At 68.6% G+C, this 23,478-nt stretch carries 20 protein-coding genes; 5 read left to right on the top strand and 15 right to left on the bottom strand.

Annotated features, from left to right (window positions below):
* Nucleotides 1-80 precede the first annotated feature (80 nt).
* From ACIG87_RS15340 to ACIG87_RS15330, 3 genes are read left to right on the top strand one after another with little or no spacing between them, the layout of a single operon-like run.
* Nucleotides 81-2,672 (top strand): BTAD domain-containing putative transcriptional regulator, encoded by a 2,592-nt coding sequence (locus ACIG87_RS15340; RefSeq protein ID WP_396851147.1) that lies wholly within the window; start codon nucleotides 81-83, stop codon nucleotides 2,670-2,672.
* Nucleotides 2,669-3,388 (top strand): prepilin peptidase, encoded by a 720-nt coding sequence (locus ACIG87_RS15335; protein WP_396851146.1) that lies wholly within the window; start codon nucleotides 2,669-2,671, stop codon nucleotides 3,386-3,388. The genes ACIG87_RS15340 and ACIG87_RS15335 overlap by 4 nt, the downstream gene beginning before the upstream one ends.
* A gap of 34 nt (nucleotides 3,389-3,422) precedes the next feature.
* Nucleotides 3,423-4,820: a hypothetical protein gene (locus tag ACIG87_RS15330; RefSeq protein WP_396851145.1), complete on the top strand. Its 1,398-nt coding sequence runs from the start codon at nucleotides 3,423-3,425 to the stop codon at nucleotides 4,818-4,820.
* A gap of 162 nt (nucleotides 4,821-4,982) precedes the next feature.
* Here the strand turns inward: ACIG87_RS15330 and ACIG87_RS15325 are convergent, their stop codons facing one another.
* Nucleotides 4,983-5,306, bottom strand: a complete 324-nt coding sequence (locus tag ACIG87_RS15325; RefSeq protein WP_396851144.1) for a hypothetical protein — start codon at nucleotides 5,304-5,306, stop codon at nucleotides 4,983-4,985.
* A 275-nt stretch (nucleotides 5,307-5,581) separates the two neighbouring features.
* Here ACIG87_RS15325 and ACIG87_RS15320 point away from each other — a divergent pair, with 275 nt between their 5' ends.
* Together ACIG87_RS15320 and ACIG87_RS15315 are read left to right on the top strand one after the other, a co-directional pair.
* The gene (locus tag ACIG87_RS15320; RefSeq protein WP_396851143.1) at nucleotides 5,582-6,454 is read left to right on the top strand and encodes a hypothetical protein; all 873 of its coding nucleotides are present in this window, start codon (nucleotides 5,582-5,584) and stop codon (nucleotides 6,452-6,454) included.
* Between the two features lie 416 nt (nucleotides 6,455-6,870).
* Nucleotides 6,871-8,199 carry a HEPN/Toprim-associated domain-containing protein gene (locus tag ACIG87_RS15315; protein ID WP_396851142.1) on the top strand — a complete coding sequence of 443 codons (1,329 nt, stop codon included), beginning with the start codon at nucleotides 6,871-6,873 and terminating at the stop codon, nucleotides 8,197-8,199.
* Between the two features lie 190 nt (nucleotides 8,200-8,389).
* Here ACIG87_RS15315 and ACIG87_RS15310 read toward each other — a convergent pair whose 3' ends face one another.
* The 14 genes from ACIG87_RS15310 to ACIG87_RS15245 all read right to left on the bottom strand — a co-directional run bounded on the left by ACIG87_RS15310 (nucleotide 8,390) and on the right by ACIG87_RS15245 (nucleotide 23,475).
* A complete protein-coding gene (locus tag ACIG87_RS15310; RefSeq protein ID WP_396851141.1) occupies nucleotides 8,390-9,346 on the bottom strand; it encodes a C40 family peptidase in 957 nt (318 codons plus the stop codon).
* A gap of 513 nt (nucleotides 9,347-9,859) precedes the next feature.
* Nucleotides 9,860-10,303: a hypothetical protein gene (locus ACIG87_RS15305; protein WP_396851140.1), complete on the bottom strand. Its 444-nt coding sequence runs from the start codon at nucleotides 10,301-10,303 to the stop codon at nucleotides 9,860-9,862.
* Nucleotides 10,303-10,701, bottom strand: coding sequence for a hypothetical protein (locus tag ACIG87_RS15300; protein ID WP_396851139.1), 399 nt, complete (start codon nucleotides 10,699-10,701; stop codon nucleotides 10,303-10,305). Before ACIG87_RS15300 ends, ACIG87_RS15305 begins: the two co-directional genes overlap by 1 nt.
* A gap of 110 nt (nucleotides 10,702-10,811) precedes the next feature.
* Complete coding sequence (locus ACIG87_RS15295; protein ID WP_396851138.1) at nucleotides 10,812-11,801, bottom strand: DUF932 domain-containing protein; 990 nt, start codon at nucleotides 11,799-11,801, stop codon at nucleotides 10,812-10,814.
* A gap of 255 nt (nucleotides 11,802-12,056) precedes the next feature.
* Nucleotides 12,057-12,515, bottom strand: coding sequence for a hypothetical protein (locus ACIG87_RS15290; protein WP_396851137.1), 459 nt, complete (start codon nucleotides 12,513-12,515; stop codon nucleotides 12,057-12,059).
* 62 nt (nucleotides 12,516-12,577) lie between these two features.
* Nucleotides 12,578-13,840: a helix-turn-helix domain-containing protein gene (locus tag ACIG87_RS15285; protein WP_396851136.1), complete on the bottom strand. Its 1,263-nt coding sequence runs from the start codon at nucleotides 13,838-13,840 to the stop codon at nucleotides 12,578-12,580.
* Nucleotides 13,841-14,016: 176 nt separating this feature from the next.
* Nucleotides 14,017-14,613: a hypothetical protein gene (locus ACIG87_RS15280; protein WP_396851135.1), complete on the bottom strand. Its 597-nt coding sequence runs from the start codon at nucleotides 14,611-14,613 to the stop codon at nucleotides 14,017-14,019.
* Between the two features lie 9 nt (nucleotides 14,614-14,622).
* Nucleotides 14,623-15,324 (bottom strand): hypothetical protein, encoded by a 702-nt coding sequence (locus ACIG87_RS15275; RefSeq protein WP_396851134.1) that lies wholly within the window; start codon nucleotides 15,322-15,324, stop codon nucleotides 14,623-14,625.
* A gap of 94 nt (nucleotides 15,325-15,418) precedes the next feature.
* Complete coding sequence (locus tag ACIG87_RS15270) at nucleotides 15,419-16,117, bottom strand: hypothetical protein (protein WP_396851133.1); 699 nt, start codon at nucleotides 16,115-16,117, stop codon at nucleotides 15,419-15,421.
* A 305-nt stretch (nucleotides 16,118-16,422) separates the two neighbouring features.
* Entirely contained in the window at nucleotides 16,423-17,280 is an 858-nt protein-coding gene (locus ACIG87_RS15265) for a replication-relaxation family protein (protein ID WP_396851132.1), read from the bottom strand.
* A gap of 204 nt (nucleotides 17,281-17,484) precedes the next feature.
* Nucleotides 17,485-19,956: a type IV secretory system conjugative DNA transfer family protein gene (locus ACIG87_RS15260; RefSeq protein ID WP_396851131.1), complete on the bottom strand. Its 2,472-nt coding sequence runs from the start codon at nucleotides 19,954-19,956 to the stop codon at nucleotides 17,485-17,487.
* Nucleotides 19,953-21,701, bottom strand: coding sequence for a VirB4 family type IV secretion system protein (locus ACIG87_RS15255; protein WP_396851130.1), 1,749 nt, complete (start codon nucleotides 21,699-21,701; stop codon nucleotides 19,953-19,955). The genes ACIG87_RS15260 and ACIG87_RS15255 overlap by 4 nt, the downstream gene beginning before the upstream one ends.
* Entirely contained in the window at nucleotides 21,698-22,588 is an 891-nt protein-coding gene (locus tag ACIG87_RS15250; protein ID WP_396851129.1) for a PrgI family protein, read from the bottom strand. Before ACIG87_RS15250 ends, ACIG87_RS15255 begins: the two co-directional genes overlap by 4 nt.
* A complete protein-coding gene (locus ACIG87_RS15245; protein ID WP_396851128.1) occupies nucleotides 22,585-23,475 on the bottom strand; it encodes a hypothetical protein in 891 nt (296 codons plus the stop codon). The genes ACIG87_RS15250 and ACIG87_RS15245 overlap by 4 nt, the downstream gene beginning before the upstream one ends.
* Nucleotides 23,476-23,478 lie beyond the last annotated feature (3 nt).

Here is a 23,478-nt window from a genome sequence, read left to right as displayed (position 1 = left end):
CAGGCAGCGTCCTACTTGCGGCCATCGCCGGAATCCCGGCGTGGCTGGCCCTCGCCGTGGGTTGGCCCCTGCCCCGCGCCGTGCCCGACCAGGACGCTCTTGTCGCGTTCTTCGGCGGCGGCGTCACCGATCGCATGGTGGTCAACCTGCTCGCGGTCGCGATCTGGCTGGTGTGGGCGCTGTTCGCGCAAGCCGTCGTCGCAGAGCTGCGCGACACCACCCGAGGCGTCAAAGACCTGCACCAACGCCGCCACCGCAACCCGATGCGCACTGCCGCGTCGGTCCTGATCAGCTCCATGCTGCTGGGCAGCGTCCTGGCGGCCACCGCCGCGACCGCTGGGCCGCAGCCCGTCCGAGCCACCGCCGACGCACCGATCGCCGCCGCCCAGGCCGCGCCGGTGCTCACCCGGGCGGCCGAAGGCCCGACGATCGTCTACGTCGGCAACGAGCGATACGTGTACGTCGTCAAGCGCGGCGACTACCTATCCAAGATTTCCCAGGCGTGGCTTGGCGACGCCGACCGGTGGCCGGAGATTTGCCAGCTCAACAAGCACCGCCACTTCCCCCGAGCCGGGGGGACGCTACGCGACTGCAACATCATCTACCCCGGGTGGGACCTCCGGCTGCCTGTTGACGCACGCCCACCCGCAGGAGCCACCCCGGCCCAGCCGCCCGCACAGCCGCCCTCGCCGGTGATCACGCCACCAACGACCGTGCCGTCCGCCGCGCCGAGCAGCCCGGCTGTCACGCCCAGCCCCTCCGTGTCGCCGAGCACCGCCGTGGACGGCCCGGTCATCGTGCCCTCGACCGTCCCGGCGTCTCCTCCGGCAGTGACGTCCGCGCCCGCCTCGCCGTCCCCGATCCCGTCCCCGTCTTCCAGCCCGGCCCCGTCCGAGTCGCCCTCGGCAGCGCCGGCAGCCAGCGACACCCCGAGCCCAGCGGTAACCACCGACGAGCACGGGGTCCAGATGGAGTCGAACTGGATGCCGTGGGCCTTGGCCATCGCGATCAGCACCGCCGCCGCCCTGGTGTGGCTACAGCGCCGCCGCCGCTACACCGGCCAACCTGACAACGACCCGCCGACCGAGCTGCCCCCGCCAGTGGTCAAGCTCCGTCGCGCAGTCGCCCGTCATCCCGAGCTGGCCCACGCCGACACCGGCACCGACAGCACTGAAGTGCCCACGCTGGCGCCCGACCTCGCACAGCTGCCAGCGGGCGGCACCGGAATCATCGGCGACGGGGCGACCGCAGCCGCCCGCGCCGCCCTCGTCGCCGTGCTGGCCTCGGGCAGCCCAGACCATCCCGACGCACGCGGCGAGGTCGTCATCGACGCCGCGACCCTGGCCACACTGCTCGGCTCCGAGGTGGTGACACTCGGCCCGTGGCCGCGTCTGCACGTGGCCGACAGCATGGACGAAGCGTTGACCGTGATCGAGTCCCGGCTGTTGCACCGCAGCCGCATCCTCGATGAGCACGCCCTGAGCGATCTGGGCGAGCTGCGTCAGCAGGCACCCGACGAGGAAGCACTGCCGCCGGTCATGCTCATCACCGAGACCCCGCCCGCGGGCGCCCGTATGCGCGCCAAAGTCGCCCTCGCTCTCGGCGAAGGGCTGCACGTGTCCGCGCTGCTGCTGGGCGAATGGGCCCACGGCGCCACCGTCGAGGTGGCCACAGACGGGCACACCAAGCTCGTGTCCGGCACAGCCGTCGAGCCGGTACCGCCGCGTCTGCCGGTGCTCGGCCCCGCCACCGCGATCCAGATTCTGACCACGCTGCGTGAGGCGCAGACCGGCGAGCCGCCCGCCATCGCCTCCGAGGCCGTCCCGGTAACTGTCGTGCCCCTGCACGCCAGCCGCACCAGCGCCACGCTCGCCGAGACGACCGAGGTCCCGGCCCCCGTGCCCGCCGCCGGGCCTGCCGGTTCGGCGCGGGCGAAGCTGCGGCTGATCGGCCCGCCGCGCATCGAGGACATCACCGCCGAAGGCCGCCCCCTACGGGCCAAAGCCTTGGAGCTGGCGGTTTACCTCGCCGTCCACCCGGACGGCGCCGCGACCCGTGAGATCGGCGAATACCTCGAACCCGACGCCCGCATCAGCCAGGCTGACCAGCGCGTGCACACGAACGCCTCGAACCTGCGCCACGTTCTCGGCCGTGCCGGCACAGCGGACGCCAAGAACGGCTACGTCATCAAGTCCGCCGGGCGTTACCGGCTCGACCCGGCCACCGTCGATGTCGACGTGTGGACGCTGCGCGACCTGATGCGCAAAGCGACCATCGCTTCCGGCCCCAACCGCCGCGAGCTGCTGACCGCAGCCTGCGACCTCTACACCGCACCCCTGGCCGAGGGCCAGGACTACGAATGGTTGCCCCCGCACAGGGAGACAGTCCGCCGCTGGGGCACCGAAGCCCACCTACTGCTCGCCGATCACCTGCTCGACACCCACCACCCTCAGGAGGCGTCCGACCTGCTCGACAAGGCCATCGGGCTGGATCGCTACAACGAGGCCCTGTACGTGCGAGCAATGCACGCCCGCCACGCCCTCGGCGACGCCGACGGCATCCGAACCCTGCTGCGCGCACTCACCAAGGCCCTGGCCGACCTCGACGCCGAACCGCAGGAAGACACCATCACCCTGGCCACCCAGCTGCGCACCAGCCTGGACGACAAATGACTTCGACCGTCGCCCCGATCCGCGCTGGCGCACGGGCGATGCTGCCCGCGCTGGCCGTCGTACCGCTGCTGCGCTACGCCGTCGCTGTACACGCCGTGGCCGACGACCAGCCGTGGCGCACCACCTGCCCGTGCGGGCAACCGCTGTGGCCCGACGCCATCGGCCCGTCCGGCCGCTGTGCCGGATGCGGGCGACGCGTTGGCGCTGCGCCGTACGCTGTCGAAGCCGCTGCGCTGGCCCTGATCGCCGGGCTCGTGGCATCTGGCCGTACCGGCTGGGCGCTGGCCGCGTTGGCGTGGTGCGCCGCCGGGATGGTGGTGCTGTTCTTCGTCGATCTAGCCGTGATGCGTCTGCCGCATCGGATCACCGCAGTCACGACGGCCGGGTTCCTCGCCCTCCTGGCCGTCAGCGGCGACCCGCGTGCCTGGTTGCGCGCTGTTGGGGCCGGGCTGGTCCTGGCCGTCTTCTTCGCCGTGCTGGCGGTCGTCTCACGCGGACAGCTCGGCTGGGGGGACGTCGCTGTCGCTGTGCCCGTCGCCGCTGTGCTCGGCTGGCACAGCTGGTCGGCCGTCTACGCCGGGACGCTTCTCGGCCTGGGTGCCGCCGCCCTCGCTGCGGTCATTCTTCGCCGTACGGGTCGTCTGGCGGCGGGGGCGTACCTGCCGTTCGGCCCGTTCCTGTTCGCCGCCGCCGCTGCCGTCGTGGTGTGGCCGTGAACTGCGCCTCGAACCGAACGGAAGGAACCTGGTCGTGAACCTCAACGACCTCACCGCGCTCTACCAGGACAACCAGACCCTCGTGACCAGCCTCGCTGCCCTGACCGCAGTCGGGATGCTACTGCTGATCGCGAACCGGATGCGCAAGATGGCCGCGCACCGCGCCACCCTGCTCATGGCCAACATCCTCACCGTCATCGCGGCGGCACTCGCGACGGCCGTGAGTTCGTCGGGCATGTGGAAGGTCTTCACCGACATCCTCGGTGAGTCCCCGCTGCGCTACGCCTTCTTCTGGTTCATCGAGATCGCCCTGTTCGCCAGCGCCCTGCTCGCCCGTGCGCGACTGCTGCGCGAACCGGAGAAGGGCTCCACCGGCGTCGACGGCGCCGCCGTATGGGTCTTCGCCCTCCTGACCGCGAGCCTGTCCGCGCTCGACGCCGACTCCTTCAGCGAAGTCTGCCTGCGCCTGGCCGCGCCGCTGGTCGCCGCCTGGATGTGGGAACGCGCCCTGGCCGCCGAGCGCAGCGCCCGACTGGGCCGCACCGCCACCCGGATCAATTGGACCATCACCCTGGAGCGGGTGTTCGTCTGGCTCCGGCTCGCCGAAGCCCAAGGCCGCGACGTCACCGAGGTCGACCGCGCCCGCCGGCGTGCCCGCCTCGGCCGAGCCCGGCTCAACCTGCACCTGCTGCAAAGCAAGAAGAAGGCATCGGCCTGGCGGCTACGCCGCGCCCACAACAGGGTGATCCGCCAGGCGATGCAGGCTGCCGAGCACACCGGCCTGGCCGACTTCCCCGACGCCGCCAACGAGCGCGAAGCCATCCAGATGTATATGGCCACCCTCTACGGCTTCGTGACCGCCACCACGCCCGAGGCTGTCGCGCACCTCAACGCATGGCGGTCCACCGACACGTCGGAGCCGCACGCCGTTGCCGACGCCGCCCACGCAACCACTCCGACGACTCACACCGCCGGGCTGATGCCGCAGCCGGCCAACGGCCACGATCTTGCGGCCGACTCCGAAACGATCGGAACTGCCGGACGGGTTGAGCGCAGCCAGGAGGAGGAACTCGCACAGCACAGCCACGCCGACGACGCCACCGTCACCGACCGGGTGAACCCACTGGACGGCGACCGGCCGCAGCGTCCGGCGTGGCAGGCCGAGCCGCCCTCCGCAGCCGACGATCACCTAGACGAAGAAAACGATGCGGACGACACCGACGATGAGTCCGACCTGTCCGCCGTCGCCGCCATGCGAAGGTTCTGGGATACCGAGGTCGGCAAGGGCCGTATCCCCACCGGCGCGGAACTTTCCCGCGCCGCCCGGGTGCCCCCCACGACCGGCTTGGGACGGCGCAAACGACGCGAGTGGGAATCCGAACTGCCCGACGAACTCCGCAGACCTCTCGCCCATGCCGGTGATCGCGGATGACGAGGTGGCCCACCCGGAGGCAATCGTGGTGCTTCGCCAGCGCTTCTGACCTACCTCCCCGCAGCCGAGACGGCGCTTCAGCCGGTCGATGCTGCCCCTCGACCGGTGAAAGGTCCGTAGGCGGGGACCTTCCACCGGCCTCCTTGGGCCGATCCGCGCGGACTATTGGGTCTTGGCGACGTTCGCGGCGATGGCGTGAGCACCGGCCATCAGGTGCAGCCCGGTCACCAGGTGACGGCGGGTATCGGCGGCGAGGTCGGCGGCCCGCTCCAACGCCTCGCCCGTGCCGGGCTCGTTATCGTCGGCAGGCGGCGTGGCCATCTGGAGCAGGTTTGCGGTGAACTCGCTGGTGACCGTGGCAGTGTCGAGCATCGCCGCGATCAACTTCGGGCCTGGGGCAGCCAGCAGCGGGCGGCACCGCTCGATGGCGTCGCGGACGACCGCAAGCGCATCCGCCACCGACGGCGATTCGTGAGGTGTGGTCACAGGGCATCTCCCTGGGGTCTTGGTCGTATTCGCATAGGACGGGCCGATTCCCGCTCCATCTGCCGGCCCGGTCAAGCGCATACGACGTACCGTCAGCGGAATCGGCCTGACCAGGGACGACCATGATCGTGTGGGCGGTGACGACAGCGGTGACTACCGTGGTCCAGATGGAGGTCTGGTCCGCCCAGCAAGGCCGCTCTGCGGGGGCGAGAGCCAGCGGTGCATCGGCGAGGTAATCGCTGGGCATTCCGGGTGACGCTACGTAACCTCGTCTCGTGACTCTTGTGGACTGGTGCCGTCATTGCGGCTTAGAGGCTCAAATGACCGAGGAGCACTTGCCGCCGAAGTCCGCTGGCAACGCTGAGCCGATCACGATCTACAACGAGGTGAACGGCGCGCTGAAGGTCTTGCGGAGCTACGAACATGGGCACACCATCCCGTCGCTATGCCGCGCCTGCAACGGCGGTGCCAGCGAGCGGGGCCTCCCGCAGGCGTACGCAACCTGGCGGAAGGATACTCTCGGGCTGCTTGGCCAGGCGGGTGCCGCGATGCACGCAGCGTTCGGCTGGGATCACAACGATCTTTGGCTGCTTGCCAAGTCGGAGACTGAGGCGTTCTGGTTGCCGGTGGAGCACGGCAGGGGCATCGCGCGCGGCGGTGGATTCAGCCTGCACCCTGGACGGATTGTGCGGCAGGTCATCGGCATGATCCTCGCGGTGCAGGGCACCCGGCACCTTCGAGACGAGCATCCCGAACTGATCGCTGCGTACCAGTCCAAGGAGCCTGCTTCGCTCACCGGGCATAGCGTGCATGTGGCGCTTGCGGCCACAGGCACGTTGGCCTACTTCACGGATGCCGTGATGTCGGTGACCGTCGATAGCTTGGATCAGGGGGGTCCGAAGGTAACTCCGTTCTGGGCGATCGTGTTCCAACCGTTCGTGATCATGTTGTGCGAGGGGGCGAGCGCTCCGATTGAGGCTGCTCGCATCGATAAGTGGCTGACCTACCCAGACAATGCGATCTATACCAAGGCCGACCGCAAGACCAGCTATCCGATCGCCCTCCGGGGCAATCTGCTAGTCGAGTTCCTTCACCTAGGCGCAGACCAGGTGCGGCTGAAAGAAGGGCCGAGCACCGACGTGGTCTAGATCATTACATGGAAGGAGACCGACGCCAGGCCGGAGTCTTCCTCACGAGTGGGTCGCAAGCGACATCGGCGGCGATACGATCTTGAGACAGGGTTGCCGAGCCTGAGAACCGTTACTCGACCTGTAGGTTCTCACCACGACTGGCGGACCGCGCATGAGAGTGCTGGGTGCTCGCAGGCTTTCTCGCCCTGTGGCGGCTGCAGACTCTCACGATCATGGCGGATTCCTCCGCAGTGCTGACCTTCCAGCGCTGGAGCGCTCGCAGGCCAGGCGAGGCCGCAAGCGTGCGACCGGCAACTGCGGAGCGTCACGGTAGTCGATCCGGCGACATGCTTAGCGTTGGATAGATTTGAGTCACCGGACGACACGACGGTGCAGATGAGCGCCATAGTTTCCTGGCAGAGACGGGACCGAACTTGGGTACTGAGATCACGCTTGACGTGGGCGGCGTTGCAGTCACATACAGTAAGAACCATCGCGGAATGGATCATGGATCGATATTCCAGGAGCAGGACCTAAAGGCTGTCAGAAGCGACCAGATAAACTACGAATGGTACGAAGAAAATGACGAGAACCCCGAATCCCACGAGATGGCGTTCACGCGACCGCTGAGACACGTCGCTCCGCGCCTCGAACTTCTCGGCTTCAACTTGGAGCGCGTCCGACGCGAGTACGGCGTGATCGCGTCAGAATGGAAGGGGAGGGAATTCTACCTCCGTGAAGGTGAAGAAGAATTTCCTCCGATCGAACCGATGAGCTTTATGGAGTTTATGAACTTTGCTATCGTGCACCCTGTAGGTAGTCTGGACGACACTTTCGTCTCGCCGTCTTCAGGTCATGAGAGTGCAGCGCAGATACAGGTCCGATTCAAAGGAAAGGGGATCGAAAGGATACCGGCATACGGACTCTCCTCATCTCCATCCTTTTCGGAGCGAGAATTCTTTATCAGATTGATAAATATCCTCCATCCCTACTCGGTCTTGCGAATTTTGGCGGAGGCTGAGGCGAATAAAAACGCCGCTGTGGTCTGGCAGTATGGTCCCCTTGTGGAGGCCGGATGGGCGGCTGAGCGGGAGTTCTTTCCCAACGCTCGACGGACCGAGACATTCCTGATCGCTACCGAGGGTAGCTCCGACGTCCACATTTTGAGGCACGCTCTCGCGTTGTTGCGTCCCGAGGTGGCGGATTTCTTCCGTTTCATCGACGTCAGCGAGAGTCACCCATTCTCGGGCACTGGGAGCTTGGTAAAGTTCGCAGAGGGGCTCGCGAAGATAGACGTTCAAAACCAGGTCCTCTTCGTGTTTGACAACGATGCTGAAGGACTCGAAGCACATCAACGTCTGTCGACGCTGATGCTACCTGGGAACATGCGCAGCGTAATGCTGCCCCAGCTTGAAGAGTTTTGCTCATTTCCCACCCGGGGCCCCGAAGGGGTCCATCACACGGACATCAATCGCCGCGCGGCCGCAATCGAGTGCTACCTTGACCTAAACGCAGGGAACCATCCGCCAGCAAAGATTCGTTGGACGAACTATAAGAAGAATCTAGACACCTACCAAGGCGCGCTCGAATTCAAGGAGGGGTATTACAAACAATTTTTGAAGCAAACCAGGGAGAGCCTAGACCGTGGCACATATGACGTTCGCAAGATCGAGGCTGTGCTCGACTACCTCATTGCAGAATGTGTTGCGATCGTGGTCGACCAATTTGATCCAACCGACGTTGAACCCCTGAATCTGTTCTGAATCTTGAAGACCGTCCATGGGCTCGGGCGCAGCGGCCTGTACGGCGAAAAAAATACTGCGCGCCGGGCTGCTAGGTTCGTCAGGCGCACAGTCCAATATGCGGGTCGTTCTCGTGATCTTGGCGGAACCGCCACCCGGCCGCCAAGATCGTGGGAATCCGCCATCCGCGCGGTGAGAACCTACACGACCGTTAGGTGACGATCCGGCGGATGGAGGCGATCTGATCGAGCCAGCTGTTCAAGCGGGTGATCTTCACGACGTCGCCGGTCTTCGGGGCCTGGATGATCAGTCCTTGGCCGAGGTACATGCCGACGTGCCGCGGGTTGGACATGGTGCCTTCGCTGCCGGGGATGAGGATGAGGTCGCCGGGCAGCAGCATGGCTGGGTCGGTGATTCTCTTTCCCGCGTTGACCTGGTCGGTGGTCACGCGCGGGATGGTCACTCCGGCGGCCCGGTATGCCGACTGCATCAGGGAGGAACAGTCGCACTGCTTGTCGGGGTCGCCGGAGCGCGGGTCGGTGCAGCTGCCGCCAAAGTGGTAGGGGGTGCCCAGTTGCCCGACCGCCCAGAATATGGCGGTCATGACGGCGGGTGGGGTGTTGACCGGCAGGGTGAACCCGTCCGGTAGTGCGGCGAGCGCGTCGGTGGCGCAGTCGGTCAGGGTGCTGGTCAGCTGCTCGATCAGGCTGAGTGCGTCGTCGGCCCACTTCGCGTACGCGTCGGGGAACGCTGACACTTGGACCGCCTGGGCGGCCTTCGTGAGCGGCATCGTCTCCCAGCCGGGGACGGTAAGCAGCTTGTCGAAGAACCTCGCGGCCTGGTACTCGGGTTCAGCTAGCTGCTCGACGGTGCCCCAGCCCTGGCTCGGTCGCTGCTGGAACACCCCGATCGAGTCGTGGTCGTTCGCATCGCCGAGGAAGGGCAGGTTGCGCAGGCCGGACTCCTGCATGGCGGTGGCGATCCCGACTGCCCATCCCCAGCGGGGTACGCCCTTGGCGACGCCGACATCGATGATGGTTGCGGCGATTTCGAGTTGTTCGGTGTCCCACGTGCCGAGGCCGGGAGGCTGCCCGGAGGGGCGCAGGGCGGGCGCGGCGACGGCGCAAGCGCCGGGTCCGCCGCCCATGACGGAGGACAGCAGCAGCATCGGCAGGCCGAAGCAGCCGATGATGACGAGGGTGACGATGCCGATAACGGCTTTGGTCATGACGATGCCTTCCGGTGAAACAGAAAAAGGCCGGGTCTTCGCGCGGGTGCGCGGCCGGCGGGGACGAGGTGCGGGACGGGCTACAGGTGGTCGATCAGCGGCAGCAGCCCGGCGTGGGTCTCGCGGAGGAACTCGGCGAGCAGGTTGGCGGCGTCGGCCAGCGGATGGCCGAGGTCGACCACTGTGGCGTAGCGCAAGTCCCACTGCCCGGTTCGAGGCTGGGCACGAACCACAGCGCGCCGTGGTAGCTGCCCCGTTGACCTGCGGGGCGAGCAGGGTCTCCCTCAAGGGTGGTGAAACACGAAAAGGCCGTGGGCCGCCCACGCGGGCGGCCCACCTTGAACCGTTGGATTGGTGTTGGGTCAGTCGCACTGTTGTCGCAGCACGTGGGTCGAGGCCCGCAGCAGGTGCTCGGTGGCCACGCTGTCGTGTTGGTAGGTGGGGGTCAGCTGGTCAGACGCTTGGCGGGATGATGACGGCGCGGCCGGGACCGAGCACGGCGTTGTGCTGGATCAGCAGCGTTTCCTCGGGGGTGAGCAGCCAGGCGGGCAGCTGGGGCACCTGTTCGCGCCAGGCCCGGTAGAGCCGGTGCGCGCCGTCAATGAGCAACGGCGCGGGCGGGTGTCCGTTGACGGACGGCTGGGCGACGATGACCGGCTTGGCCAGGTCGGTGGACATGGCGTAGACACGGTCGAGGCCATCGCTGGTGGGGCCGATCAGGCTGACCGCGCTTCGGTGCGGCTCGTCGAGGTGGGTCAACCCGAACGCGGCGGCCCAGGACGGGACGTCGATCGGCCGGGTGTCGCGGGGCTCGGCGGCGATCAGCGCCTCGGCGGCGTGGATGGAGAACACCCACGGCCCGAAGTGGAACCACTGCTGTGGCCGAGGGCTCGTCATCAGCCGCCAGCCTTACCAGTGATCCGGCTGTAGATCGCCACGCACCGCAGGATCAGTTCGTGCGACGGCAGAGTCAACAGCCGCTCCCGGTGCTCGTCCTTGAGCCGGTCCCAGATGGTGACGGTGACGCTGGCCGACCACAGGTCCACCAGCACTCCGTCGATCTTGGCGTGCTGCCGATCGGCGACGATCCGCCGCAGCGAGTCGATGAGCGTGGCGTCGCCGGGCGGGTGGTTGTAGTCGTCGGGTCGGGCCGCGTCGGGCAGCAGTGTCAGGCAGTCCTCGCAGGTGTAGTCAGAACGCGGCGGGTCCTCGGTCTCCCACCGTGTCACGTCGGCGGCCGGTATGCCGCAGACGGCTTGGCGTACGTCGCGGGGATGACGAATGTGCGGGGTCATCGGCCACTCCATTGGCATTCGATGGTGCGGGTCATGGGTTGTTGGTCCGTTCCGGCGGGCCGGGGCGGCAGTCGAAGGCGACCGCCGCCCCGGCTGGGTTGGGGTGGTGGTCAGACCTTCAGCAGGTCGAAGGCGGTCAGTTTCAGGTCGCCGGTCTTGCCGGTCAGCACTCGGTTGGCGCGGACGGTGGCGTTCTTCGCCTGCTGGTAGTGATCGAGGTACTCGGTGATGGCCTGGTATCCGGCCCACCGACTGCCCGCGATGGCCCGCTGGGTGTCGGCCTCGGTAATCAGGTACTTGAGCGTGCCCAGCCGTTCTTTGGCGTTGTTGCGGGTCTTTTCCGGGGCGTTGTCCTTGACCGGCCACACCTGCGCGACGATCGCCTCGAATTGAGTCATGGTCATCGCGGTCTGAAGCATCCGCTCGGCGGCGGCCTCGAACGTCTCCATGTACTTCCACATCAGCCCCAGCGCCTCGCGGGCCTGGGCGATCTGTTGGTTGACGTTGCTCGTGTGCCGGAACGTGTAGTGGCCCACGGCGTGCTGGAAGGCCGCGCGCTGGGTGTTGGCGCACACCACGCGGATCGGGCTGGCGTCCACACGCAGCGCGGCGCTGCCGTCGTGGGAGGTCGTCCCGATGAGGTAGAGGTCCATGCGATCGACACCGGCGATCTCCATCGCCGTGGGCAGCTTCATCGTGACGAACACGCTCTTGCCTCCGCGCAGGCTGCCCGCGGTCTCGAAGTGGCTGCCTCCGACCTGGTCTACGAGCTGGTCGAGCATGTCAGCGCACTGCTCGTTCTGTACCACCGTGTAGTCGGTACCGACGATGCCCAGGTACTCGGTGTCGCCGGTGACCGGGTTACGGCGTACCGTCATGCGCTTGTCGTCGGCGAGGATCGGGATCTCGACGCCTTCCACGATGTCGACGCCATACACGGGGATCGTGCGTACGCCCCAGTCGCCCAGCAGGGCGGCGGACATGATCTCCTCGGCCTTCATCGTGTTCTGCGTGACGGTGCCCAGCTGGTGCCAGGCCGAGACCCGGGCACTGGCGAAGGCGGTCTGCCCGTTGGCGAAGGTCTCAAGCTCGTGCGGCATAGGGGTTCTCCTTCCGAAATGGCTTGGGGGGCCGAGCCATGGCGGCTCGGCCCCCGAAGGATGTGAGGGGGTTACTGCCGTCCGGCCTTGATGCCGTACCGCGCGGGTAGCGCGAACGTCATCGGGGTCGAGTACCGGCCTGGGCGAGGCTGCCGAGGGCGGCCTCGTGCGAGCGGATAGTGGCGACGGTGCCGACGCCGATATGGCGGGCGGTCGAGGCGGGCGCGATTCCCTCGGCGATCTGTCGAGGTAGGGCTACCGGTCGGTGTCCGGGTTGGCGGAGGCATTGACGTCGTAGTCGGGACCGTCGACCGTGCCGATCCTGTTCTGCACCTCGATGCCGTGTTCGGCCAGGAACTCCCGGACCCGCGCGACTACCGCATCTGGCGCTTCGGTGATCAGCAGCTCGTGGTCGTTCTCTACTGCGTGTCTTGAGTCGTGTACCAGCCCGATGACCCACCGCATCAGCCCGTCCTCGGCGGGGTGTGGGCTGATGCCCACCTGCCCGTCGGCGTACTTGCCGTGCTTGATGTCCAGCCAGATCACGTAGTCGCCGCCCGGTGACCCCGACTCCAGGTACCAGGGCTCGCCCAACAGGTTCGCTACCGGTGCCATGAGTACGGGGCTGTGCTCGTGGTCGTGATTTCTGGCGTCGGTGACATCTGTCGGCCAGGCACCACCCCAGAGGGTGTTGATCTGCAATCCGTCGTACACGCGTTGCCTCCTTCCTATCGGCGCCGCCGGGGTCGGGCAATCGCTCGACCCCGGCACTGCCATCAGGACTGCTCGTTCGTGGCGTCGTCGGCCTGGTCCGCGTCGCCGCCGGCCTCGGCGGGCGCCGGGAACTGGAAGGCCCATGGCACCTCGGAGACCATGACGATGCGGCCGGCGGCACCGAGCTTGCCGCAGTTGTTGCGCACCGCCCCGGAGCTGACCGCCCGGCCACCGAGCTGGCTGCTGATCGAAGTTGCGATCTCCTGCGGCGTCATCGTCCGGCCCGGGTTGGCCTTGAGCGTGTCGAACGTCAGCCGCTCCAACTCGCCTCTGCCGAACGGCTGGCTGCCGTCGGCGTTGATCGTGGCGTCGGTGCGGCGCGTCCCGACCGTCGCGAAGCCCGGCGTCCGGGTCGGCACCCGCTTGGGCAGCGTCACGGTGTGGACCGTGCCGTCCTCGGTCACGACGTGCAGCGTCCCGTCCTGGCGGACGAGGGGCTGCACCTGGGCGACCGCCTCCGGCGACTCGGACAGGCCCTTGATCACCTGGAAGCACAGCGGGCAGCGGAGCGGCTCCGGGTTCGGGTCGACCTCGCTTGCCTTCGTGGGTCCGGCGATCCAACGCCGGGGGGTGCCGGGCAGACGGCGGGCGGCGTCGGCCTGCTCCATCGCGGCCAGCAGACGCGCGACGGTCGCGTCCCCGATACCGCTCTCGGCCACGATCTCCATCGTGGTCGCGCCGTCCTCACCGTGCTCGGAGATGACCGCCTTGATCGTCATGACCTTGCGGTCGCCGGGGCGGCTCGGCCGGACGACCACGACCGTGCTGCGCTCGTCCTCGCTCTCGTCGCTGTCCGCGTCCTCAGCGGCCGGGGCCCCGTCGGCGGCGTCCGCGTCGGCGTCGTCCTCGGCGTCGTCCTCGACGGCGTCGGCGTCGTCGTAGTCGTCCGGCTCGTAGCCAGGCTGCGAGTCGTCGTTGGCGTCGTTGCCCTCCGGGTCCTCGTCGATCAGGTCGGCGTCGAAGTCGGTCTGCTCCTCACGGCCGGCCACCTCGGCGTCGCTGAGGTCGTCGGTGGTGAGGTCGGCCTCGTCCAGCGCCACGTCCTCGGCGAGGGTCCACCGGGCGGGGGTGCCCTCGGCCGGGTCCGCGCCGGTGTCGACCTCGCTGATCAGCCCGGCGTCGCTGAAGGTCTTCAGTGCCTTGTGGACGGTGCTGACGGCACGGCCGGACTTCTCGGCCAGTTCGTTGACGTTGCCCTGGCCGAGTTGGCGCAGGGAGTCGAGGACCTCCCGCATGGCAGGGGTCAGGGACAGGTTGTGCTGCATGGTTCCCTCCTTGGGAACTAGCGGGTTGAAGCCCGGCACGGTGTTGTGTCGGGCTGCCGTGCGCCGGGTCGCGGGCAGCAGTCATCGCGGCAGGCGCGTGGATCTGTGCGCTGCCGTGAGGTGTGTGTGCTGGGATGCGGCCCGGTGGCCTCGGGGCGGTAGAACGCCGCCCGGGTTCAGTCGTCGGAGGCGGCGGCCTTGTCAGCCGCGGACTCCAGGACGTAGAGCGTGCCGCCCTCGGCCGGATCGTGGTAGATCCCGGCGTCGGCGTGCGGCAGGCGTAGCTGTCCGGGGCCGACCGTGGGGTCCAGCTCGGCGTCGGATTGGCTGATGCGCACGCGGGTACGCCGACCGGCGAGCCGCTGCTTGCGGCAGGAGTCGGTGTGCGGCAGGACGACGAGCACCGTGTCACCGGGGTTGACGTAGCGCCGGTGGAGCGACCCGCCGGTGTTGGCGGCGGCGTACTCGGTGCGGGCCGGGTCGGTGATCAGGGTGTCGGCCCAGTTGCGGGCGTGCCGGTAGTCGCGGCCGAGCTGTTCGATGTCCGCCAGCGACCCCGTGACGGCGGCGACGCTGCCGGTCAGGTCGTCCTCGTTGATGAGAGCGGTCCGCAGCCGGTCGACGGTGAGCAGCAGCTCGGTCCGGGCGCGCCGCATGTCGCTGGCTGCCTGGGGCAGGTGCGCGGCAGCCGGGACGGGGTCGGTGGCGTGCTGGTCGAGGGTGCGGCCGGTTCGCCGGATGATCCAGCGGCCCACCGCGTCAAGGTTGAGCACGGCGACCCCCTAGATGGCGAGTCGGGCGAGTTCGGGCTCGGTGAGCTGGTCAGGCGTACGGCTGTTCCAGAGGGCCGAGTGCCGCAGCTGCCACCAGCGCAGCAGCGACCGGCAGGCCGAGGCGATGTCGTCGCAGGCCGGCAGCCGGTAGATCATGCTGGGCTGTTCGGTGAGGTACGCCGGATCGGTGTACGCGATGGGCGTCCAGCCATCTTCGGTCTGGGCGACCTGGCCGACGACGCGCCCGGCGTACGGTGCCTCGAACGCCAACGCGGCTTCTGCGTCGGGGAGCACCAGCCAGGTGTTCGGCCCGTGAGCGCGCAGCACTCCCACGCCCCGCGACGGGTCGCCGTACTGCATCAGCAGGTAGTGCTCGTCGCCGTGACGCTCGATCGGGCGGTGCCTGCGCCAGGCACGGTAGGCGTCGATGAGCAGGTCGGCGAGGATGCCGTGGCGCTCCACGGCGGCGAGCATGTTGGGCAAGGCGTGGCGGTAACCGGCCAGACGGAGTTCCGGGCGGGCAGTTAACTGCTGCACCGCTTGGTCGAGGAAGGCCGTGGTGTTGTTGAACCCGAGCGTGGTCCGGTGCAGGATGCGGGCGAGGTCGCCCAAGGCGTCCTCGGTGGCGGTGTCGTAGCGCCACAGGTGTTCGGGCAGAACCTCGTTGGTGACGGCGGCGATGTGCCGGAGCGCGGGGTCGGTCAGGAACATGGGTGTCTCCTGGTCGGAATGGCTGGATGAGGGCATGGCGAAGGACCGGTCGCAGCGAGGCTGCGACCGGTCCTGAGGGATGTCGGGGGTGTTGTCAGTCGATAGCGACGGCGCAGAGGCGCTGGTGGGAGCGCATACCGTGCAGGTAGCTGGTCGCGCGCTGGAGGTAGCGCAGCCGGTCCGCGAGCGAGGGGCTGGTGGGTTCCAACAGCTGCCCTTCGGCGGTGATCAGTGCGTCACCAACCAGGGCGGTCTTCCAGTGCAGCGCGGCGTAGGTGGCCTCTCCTGCCTGGTAGGCGTCCAGCTCGTAGGGGTCGAAGGTGTTGGTGGCGGTGGGGTGCGCGGACATGGCGATCATGGCCAGCACGCGGGGCTGCTGCTCGAAACGGCGCCGAGCTTCATCGATGCTGATCTTCTTCGGGTCGGCCTGGTGCTGGGCCTGGAAGTCCTCCCAGGTGCGGGCGGTGGGGGTGGTGGTGGCGATGTACTGGTGCCACATCCGCCAGCGGGCGGTGGCCTCGTTGTTGGCGTTCGTGACCGTGGCGGTCAGGTTGAGACGGCTGAGGCGTCCGCCGGAGGCACGGGTGACCGAGCCGAAACGGCGTACTGCGTCGAGCAGGTTGGTGTCGAACCACCGGGTGATCCAGCCGATCATGCGGCGGTGACGCACCGCGAAGCGGCGGACCGGGGTGCCGGCGGTGTTGAGGTGGTGGTCGATGACCTCCGAGGCGGTGAACCAGTTGGCGTCGGAGCCGGAGGGGAAGGTGACGATGATCGTGCGGGTGGCGGGCATGGCGGGGTGCTCCCTTCGAGGGGCGGACAGGGGGTGAGTGGATGCCACCGGATCGCGACGTCTGGGCCGGGGAGGCTGCCATGGAAGGCGCGAGCGTGGATCACGAGCCGACCGGGAAGGTGGGCTATGGGTGATCGCGCTGGCGCGAGGCAGGTCCGGGAGGACAGACGGGCGGCGGTGCGAGCAGAAGAAATAGAAGAAGCTGCACCGTAGCCATGCGACCTGACATCACAACCCTTGTCAGGAAACGCCTCCATGCCGTTGACCTGCGCTGACAGGTCTGACGGTCGGGCTGACAGGGTCTGTCAGACCAGGAAGACGCCGTCATCGTCAAAGTTCGGGTTCTCGGCCCTCGGCTCGCCGTGGTCGCTGGGTAGATCGGCCAGCCGGACGCGACCGGTGGTGCCAGCCGGAAGCCACACCGCGCCCGCCGGATCGGCATCGTGGGTCGCGGTCGCGACCGGGACTTCACCGCGCCGGCCGCGCAGAAGCCGGTGTAGGTGCTCCTCGCGCTGCTGGCTACCGAGCCAGAACAGCACCGGATACCGCACGCTGGCGCGGCGGATCAGCTCGGCGTACTTGTCGAGCTTGCCCGTGACCTTCGTCAGCGATTCGCTGCCGGTGTCCGCCTCCAAGTAGAAGCCGACCGTGGTGCCGGTGACGCTCCAGAGGCCGTGGCCGTCGGGTGTGATGGTTCGGCGGAACTGCCTGGCAGCCGTGGCTTCCGACCACCACCGGGTCAGCTGCGCCTCGGGATGGCGACGGGCGTACGCGGACAGCCGCACGAAGAACTCGTTGGTGATGACCTGGTGTGTGAGGTTCGGGTTGGCCGATAGCCGCTGCATGGTCTGGCGGCTCGTGCGGGCGGTGGGTTCGGTCCGGTTGTTGGCGGCGGCCTGGAACCGGTGCCCGTTGTGGCCGAGGGTCCAGTGCCACGGCTGGCTGCCTCCGCCGTCGCGGGCGAACCGGAACCGATCGAGCAGGCCCAGGGCTCGTAGCTCGTTGAGGCGGATCTGGCAGGTACGCCGGGCGAGGAAGAACAGCCGGTGGAGCTGGTCGGTGGTGAGGACCTGGTGGTCGTCGAGGAGCTGGAGAAGCTGACGGTCACGGCTGGTGATGTGGGGATAGATGGCCAGCAGGCCATCAGAGAGAGTTGGTGGCATAGGTGGATACCCCTGGAGAGAGAGTCCCGGTAGGGAGTCTGGATAGGTTGATCTTGCTATCGGGTCGACGGCTGGCCAGGTTTGGCCAGGTCAGGCACCTGACAGGTCAGGCGAAGAGGGCTCGCATGGGGTCTCGTGTCGCAGACACCCCCAAGCGAGCCCCCGATGCCGTATCCGGCCGAGACCCGAAACGAGCGGCCTTGATCAGCGCTCGCGGGCGGCCATTCGCCGCTTCATCGCCGTCCGGGCCAACCGCTCCATCGGCGGATCGTCCGTGTCGCGGCTGTGCGCGGCGGCGACCTCCTGACGGATCGCGGTCGCCTCACCTACCAGCTCAACCGGCGGGTTGGTGACGAACGTGAACGCGGGCAGTTCCCGGTTGCCGACCAGCAGGCGGGCGGCGGCGGTGTAGACGTCGAGGTGGGCGAGGTCGTGCTCGTCCAGCTCCGGCTTGGTGTGCCGGGACAGCTCGCGGGCGTCGGCCGGGTCGACGTTGAAGTACAGCTTCGACCGGGCGTTGGCCGAGATCGCCGCCCCGACGTCCTTGGGCAGTTGCGCCAGGTCCTGGTGGGCCAGCACCAATCCGAGTCGGAAGCCACGCGCCTCGGCCAGCATGTCTCCGACGCTGCCTGGCAGGGTCAGGAAGTTCTGACACTCGTCAATGTATAGATTGGCGTCTTTGCGTTCGGCTTCGGGGATGCTGGCCCGCGCGATGGCGGCCTGCCAGACCTGGGCGACGATCAGCGACCCCAGGATGCGGGCCGTCTCCTCACCGAGGATGCCCTTGGGTAGCCGGCATAGCAGCACCTCGCCGTCGAGCACCTTGCCCATGTCGAACGACGATCGGGCGTTGCCGATCACCGACTTCACGAAGTCCCGCAACAGGAACGCCCGCAATCGCGCCAGGACCGGCGCGATGACCTGGCCACGGAACGACTCGTTGATGCCGTCGTACCAGACCCAGAACCCGCCGAGCCCGTCCGGATCGTCCAGGCCATGGGTGAACCTGGCCCGGAAATCCTTGTCCTGCAACAACGAAGGCACCAGGCTCAGCGTCGGCTTCGCGTGCCGCATCAGCGTCAGGCAGGCGACCCGCATCGTGTCGTCCATACGGGGCCCCCACTGCCCCTGGAAGATCTTCGCGAAGATACCCACAAGGTTATCCACAGCCAGATGTGGATCGCCCCGGTCATCCAGGGGGTTGAAGCAGCCGGGGTTCTCCTGGTCGGGGTCGATGATGACGATCTTCTTGGCGTACGAGGCGGGGAGCCGGTCGAGGATGTCGGTGATCAGGTCCCCGCGCGGGTCGATGACCACCGTCCCGCGACCGGCCCGGATGTCGCCCAGGATCATGTTCAGCAGCAGCGTGGACTTGCCGACACCGGTCTTGCCGACGACGTGGATGTGCTGGCGGGCGTCGGTGACGGTCAGGCCCACCGAGTGGTGGCCGATCTGCGAGCGGCCCAGCACCTTCACGCCCCGTCCGCCGGAGGGCACCGCCACCGGCGCCGGCACCGCCTTGGCCCGAGCCCGGTCCAGGCCCGGCACGGCCAGGTCTTGCGGCAGCGCCGCCATCGCCGCAAGTTCCGGCACCGACGCGAGGAACCCGCGCCGAAGCCTGCGCCCCGCGACCGTGGCCACCGGAGCGGGCATCTTCATCCGCCGCAGCCGGTTCGGGCCGCTGTACGCCGCGGCGGCCGAGGCGATGGTGTGCCCCAGACCGACAAGGCGCTCGCGGATCTGCTTGGCCCGCTCCTTGTCCGGCTGCGACTTGTCCAGGTCGGCCGCGACGGCGAACCGGACCGCGATCTCGTAGTGCGGCACCCGTACGGCCTTCTCCACGATCGTGCGGGCGTCGGCAGTGGCCACCGGATCACGTTCGGCCGTCCGACCAGTCGCCCCCGCGTGAGTAGGGGTTCGTGACCGGGACGGGCCGGGCGTGAACACATCCAGCATCCACAACAGCGGCTCGATGGCCAGCCGCGCCATCCCAGAGACGGCACGGGCGGCCATATCGGGCCGCCCATGGGGATGGGTGCCGCTGGTCGCAGCCGCCCGTCTGGCCGCACGCACGCGGCGGGCCGTCGCGGGCCGGGCGAGGATCTGCACACACGCGTGCTCGCGGTGACGAACCTCGGCCCCGGCCGACAGCAGCGCCCGAAGCGGGTCGGCGTCGTGCTCGGTGCGCAGTGGCAGCGCGTCGGTCGACTGCGGCCAATGCGCCCCGCCGACCTGCTCACCTACGCTGGCCGGGATCGGCTCGACGGCGTCCTCGGTCGTCAACGTCGCGGCGGGCCAGGCCGCGCGGACGGCGGCCTCGACCGCGCCGGGTGGCACTGTGCCCGGCACCCACACCCTGATCGTCAGGGCTCGGCCGGTCCAGGTGTACTCCCAGCCCACATGCGGGATGCCGTACACCCGCCGCCGCCACACCGAGGGCGTCAGGACCCCGACGAGCGTCGTCCAGAATGCCGCCGCCGATTCCGGCGTGACCTCCGGCGGCGCGGCGATAGTCAGCCACCGCGCGCCGGTCGCATACCGCTTGTGCCGCCAGGCGAGCACCTGATCGTGGCCGAACACGTAGCCAACGATCGCGGCGGCTGCGAGGAAGCCCAGCCACGGCCGCGCGACGATCCACTGCCCAACCTCGCCGGGCCAGGTCGGTAGGGTGTTCATTCGGCCTCACCGATTCCCGTGACGGCGATCCGGTGCTCGGCCGCCGACCCGACGCTGCGGAAGGGAATCCGTGAGCGGCCCGCGACGAGCAGACCCTCGCCCCTGGGTGCCGACAGCAGCAGCCTCGACTCCCCAGCGGTGAGACTGAACGCCTCGGACACCGCGTCGATGGACTGGGTGCTCTGGCGCATCAGCACCTGTGTGGCCGCGTTGGACACAACGGCGAGGCCGAGGTCGGTGGACAGCACGTCGGCGGCGTCCTGGGTGATGACGCACAGCCCCGCCGACCGCTTGCGGGCTGCCTTGGCCATCCGGAACAGGAACCGCGCGCCCTCGCCGTCGCGCATCAGCAGCCAGGCTTCGTCGACGACGACGAGCTGCCGCCGCCGGCGGGCGCCGGTGTTCGGAGTGTCGATGCCCGACCAGATCGAGTCCAGCGCCAGCAGCGTGCCGACCGTACGCAGCTCGTCGGACAGGTGCCGCAGGGACCAGACCACCAGGTGCCCGCGCGGGGTGGTCGTGGTCGGCCCGTCGAACAGGGAGCTGAAGTTCCCGATCGTCCATGGGGCGAGCCGAGCGGCGAGCTGCCCGGCGGCCGGGTCGTCGTCAGCGGCCAGGGTTTCGGCCAGGTCACGCAGCAGGGGCGCTGGCAGGGTCCAGGTGGCCGGGTCGCCGTTGATACCCGCCGCCGCGTAGGTAGCGGTGATCGCCCGGTCGAGGGCGGCCCGTTCGGTCGGCGGCGGCGGTGCGCCGAGCATGACCGAGATCAGTGTGTGCAGGTACAGGCCGCGCCGGTTCAGCGTGTCGGCCCGGTTGTCGGTGGGCAGGTCGAGCGGGTTGACCCGCACCCCGGGCACGCCCAGCTGAACGACGGTCCCGCCGACATGCTCGGCCAGGGGCGCGTACTCGTCCTCGGGGTCGATGACCGACACCGCCGTGCCCTGGTACAGGTTGCGCAGCACTTCGAGCTTGACGAAGTAGCTCTTGCCCGCGCCACTGCGAGCCAGGACCACGCTGTTGTGGTTGTCCTGCGCCCACCGGTTCCAGATCAGCACCCCGTTGGAGGTGGTGTTCACGCCGTAGAGCACGCCCTCTGGCGGGGCGATGACACCGGGTGCGGGGGCGGCGAGGTCGGCCGAGGCGAGTGGGAACGCGGCGGCCAACGCCGTGGTGTCGAGAATACGGCGCATCCGCAGCAGGTCCACGCCGATCGGCAGGGTCGAGATCCAGCCTTGCTGGTGGCGGAACGTCGCGGGCTGCAGGTCCAGGAGCACCGAGGCGGCGGCGGACTTCACGCCCGCGGTGAGGGTCCGCAACTCATCGAGGTCGCGGGCGTGGAGGGTGACGTAGATGCCGGTGTCGAACAGCTTCGCCGCGCCGCGGGCGACCCGCTCGGCGAGGTCGGCGGCGTCGGCCGCCGCCGCATCCACCATCGGGTCACCGAGCTTGCCCTGATCGGAGTCCAGCCGCCGCGACGACTCCAGCCGGGCTCGCTGGCGCTTGAGCATCGGCGCGGCCAGCTGCGGCGCGACGGGGTCGATGTGCACGGCGACGTCCACGCGGCCCGGATAGGACAACAGTGGGTCGAGCCACGCCGGGCCGACCTCGGCCGGATACCCGCACACGGCGTAGGTCGCGGCGTAGCCGTCACCTACCTGGACGTGCCACGGGGTGACCGACAAAGCGGCCGGTGAGGGCATCCCCTTACCGGCCGCAAGAGTCGTCTTCTTGGGTTTCAGGTTCATGTGCTGCTCCGTACGGTGATGGAGGCGCCGGGTACCGCTCGCGGGCCGGGCACGGGTGGGGAGAAGGGATCGACCGCGTTGGCGAGCGCCGCCGCGACGGCTGGCCCGTCCAGCGCGGCGGCTTCGACACCGAGCCCGGACAGGGCGCGCACGGCGGTGTCGGCGGAGTGCTCGCCAGTGACGACCGCGATCACCTGACGGCGCAGCGGATCGCGTTCGGTGTCGAGGTCGAGCAAGAAGCCGGCGTAGTCGTCGGCCGCCTTTTGCAGCGCCGGATGCGGCAGGCGCGGGGCATGATCGACGATCGCTTGGGCGTGTGCGGTCAGGTCATGACGTTGGGCGGCCACGACGATCTGCGCCGGGCCGGTCAGCGAGTTGAGGAACCGGCCGAATCCGTCCAACAGCGCCGATTGCTCGCCGCCGGTGCGCAGATGGATGTTGGTGGTGCCGCAGGCGACGAGCACCCTAGCGCGGCCCTCGCTGGTCAGGACACCGGTCGGGCTGACCGCCGTGACCGGCGAGCGCAGCGGCGCCGGAACGCTTGTCGTGCCGGCGACAGCCGCGACCGAGCTGGCCCGAGGTGTTCCCGGTGCCAGCTGGCGTGGGCTGCGGGACAGAGTGAAACCGTGCCGCAGCCAGACGTCCAGCGGAAGCCCGTCGCGGCGGCCCAGGGCCACCACGATCGCGACGGCGAACACGAGGAACCCGGCCACGATCCAGACGGCCGGCGGTAGCAGGTGCCCGAAGGTCTGGTACAGGCCGAACCCACCGAGGCCCACGCCACCGACGATGCCCAGCTGCCGGAACGTGAGCCCGAACGCGATGCGGTCGGGCTCGTTGACGTTGGCCGGTACCACGGCCCGGGGTGTGGTGTCGTCGTGGGTCATCGCCCACCTCGCACCATGCCGCCGAACGGCAGCTTGCGGGTGACGGTCTGAATCAGCACCGCCCGCAGCAAGACCCCGCCCCTGTTCGCCCCGCCCCTGCTGGTCACGAACCGGCTCATCATGCTCGGGATCTTGATCGTGACCCAGAGCAAGACGGCGACGAGAAGCAGGTTCAGAATGTCCGAGCCGGGCAGGCCCAGTAGGACCGGCAGGCTGGCGTTCGGGTCGATCAGCAGTTGGACGCCGGTCGAGAACGCGACGGCCTGCAAGGTGGCCACACCGAGGCAGCCCAGCAGGGTCCGCCACCACAGCTGCGCGGTCCCCTGGGTCCACGGCGTGGCGTAGCAGGCCAGCGCGACCGGGGCGATCCCGGCCAGGATCACCAGGACCCCAATGCGCACGATCCAACCGGTGACGAGGGTGAACATCAGCCCGACGATGAGCAGGCCGACGATCAGGGCGACCAGGGCATTGGCCGGGTCGGACAGGGCAGCGGCGACGTGGGTGCGCGCCATGTTGACCGCCTCCGTCGTCGGCGCGGCCGTGCCGACCATGGAGACCGTCAGTGCGTTGGCGACCTCGATGAGCGCCGCGCACAGCGGGACGGCGAAGTTGCTCGCAACCAGCCCGACGATCAGCCGGGGTGCCAGCTCCTTGATGCCGTAGCGCACCTCGACCGAGCCGCCGACCATCGTGGCGATGCCCACGGCGATGATCGCCAGGACGAAGCAGGAGTTGACGACCAGGGCGCCCTTGTCGGCGATCGCCTGCACCTGCGGTAGGACGGTGACGTCCGGTGACAGAAACATTGACGAGGTCAGGTAGGTCAGCAGCCCGCCGAGCAGTTCCAACAACCGCTCGGCGAGCCACTCAACCAGCCCATTCATCAG

The organism is Micromonospora sp. NPDC051925 (genome assembly GCF_044548625.1).
Classification (GTDB): domain Bacteria; phylum Actinomycetota; class Actinomycetes; order Mycobacteriales; family Micromonosporaceae; genus Micromonospora.
This window is presented reverse-complemented; position numbering and strand designations above follow the sequence as displayed.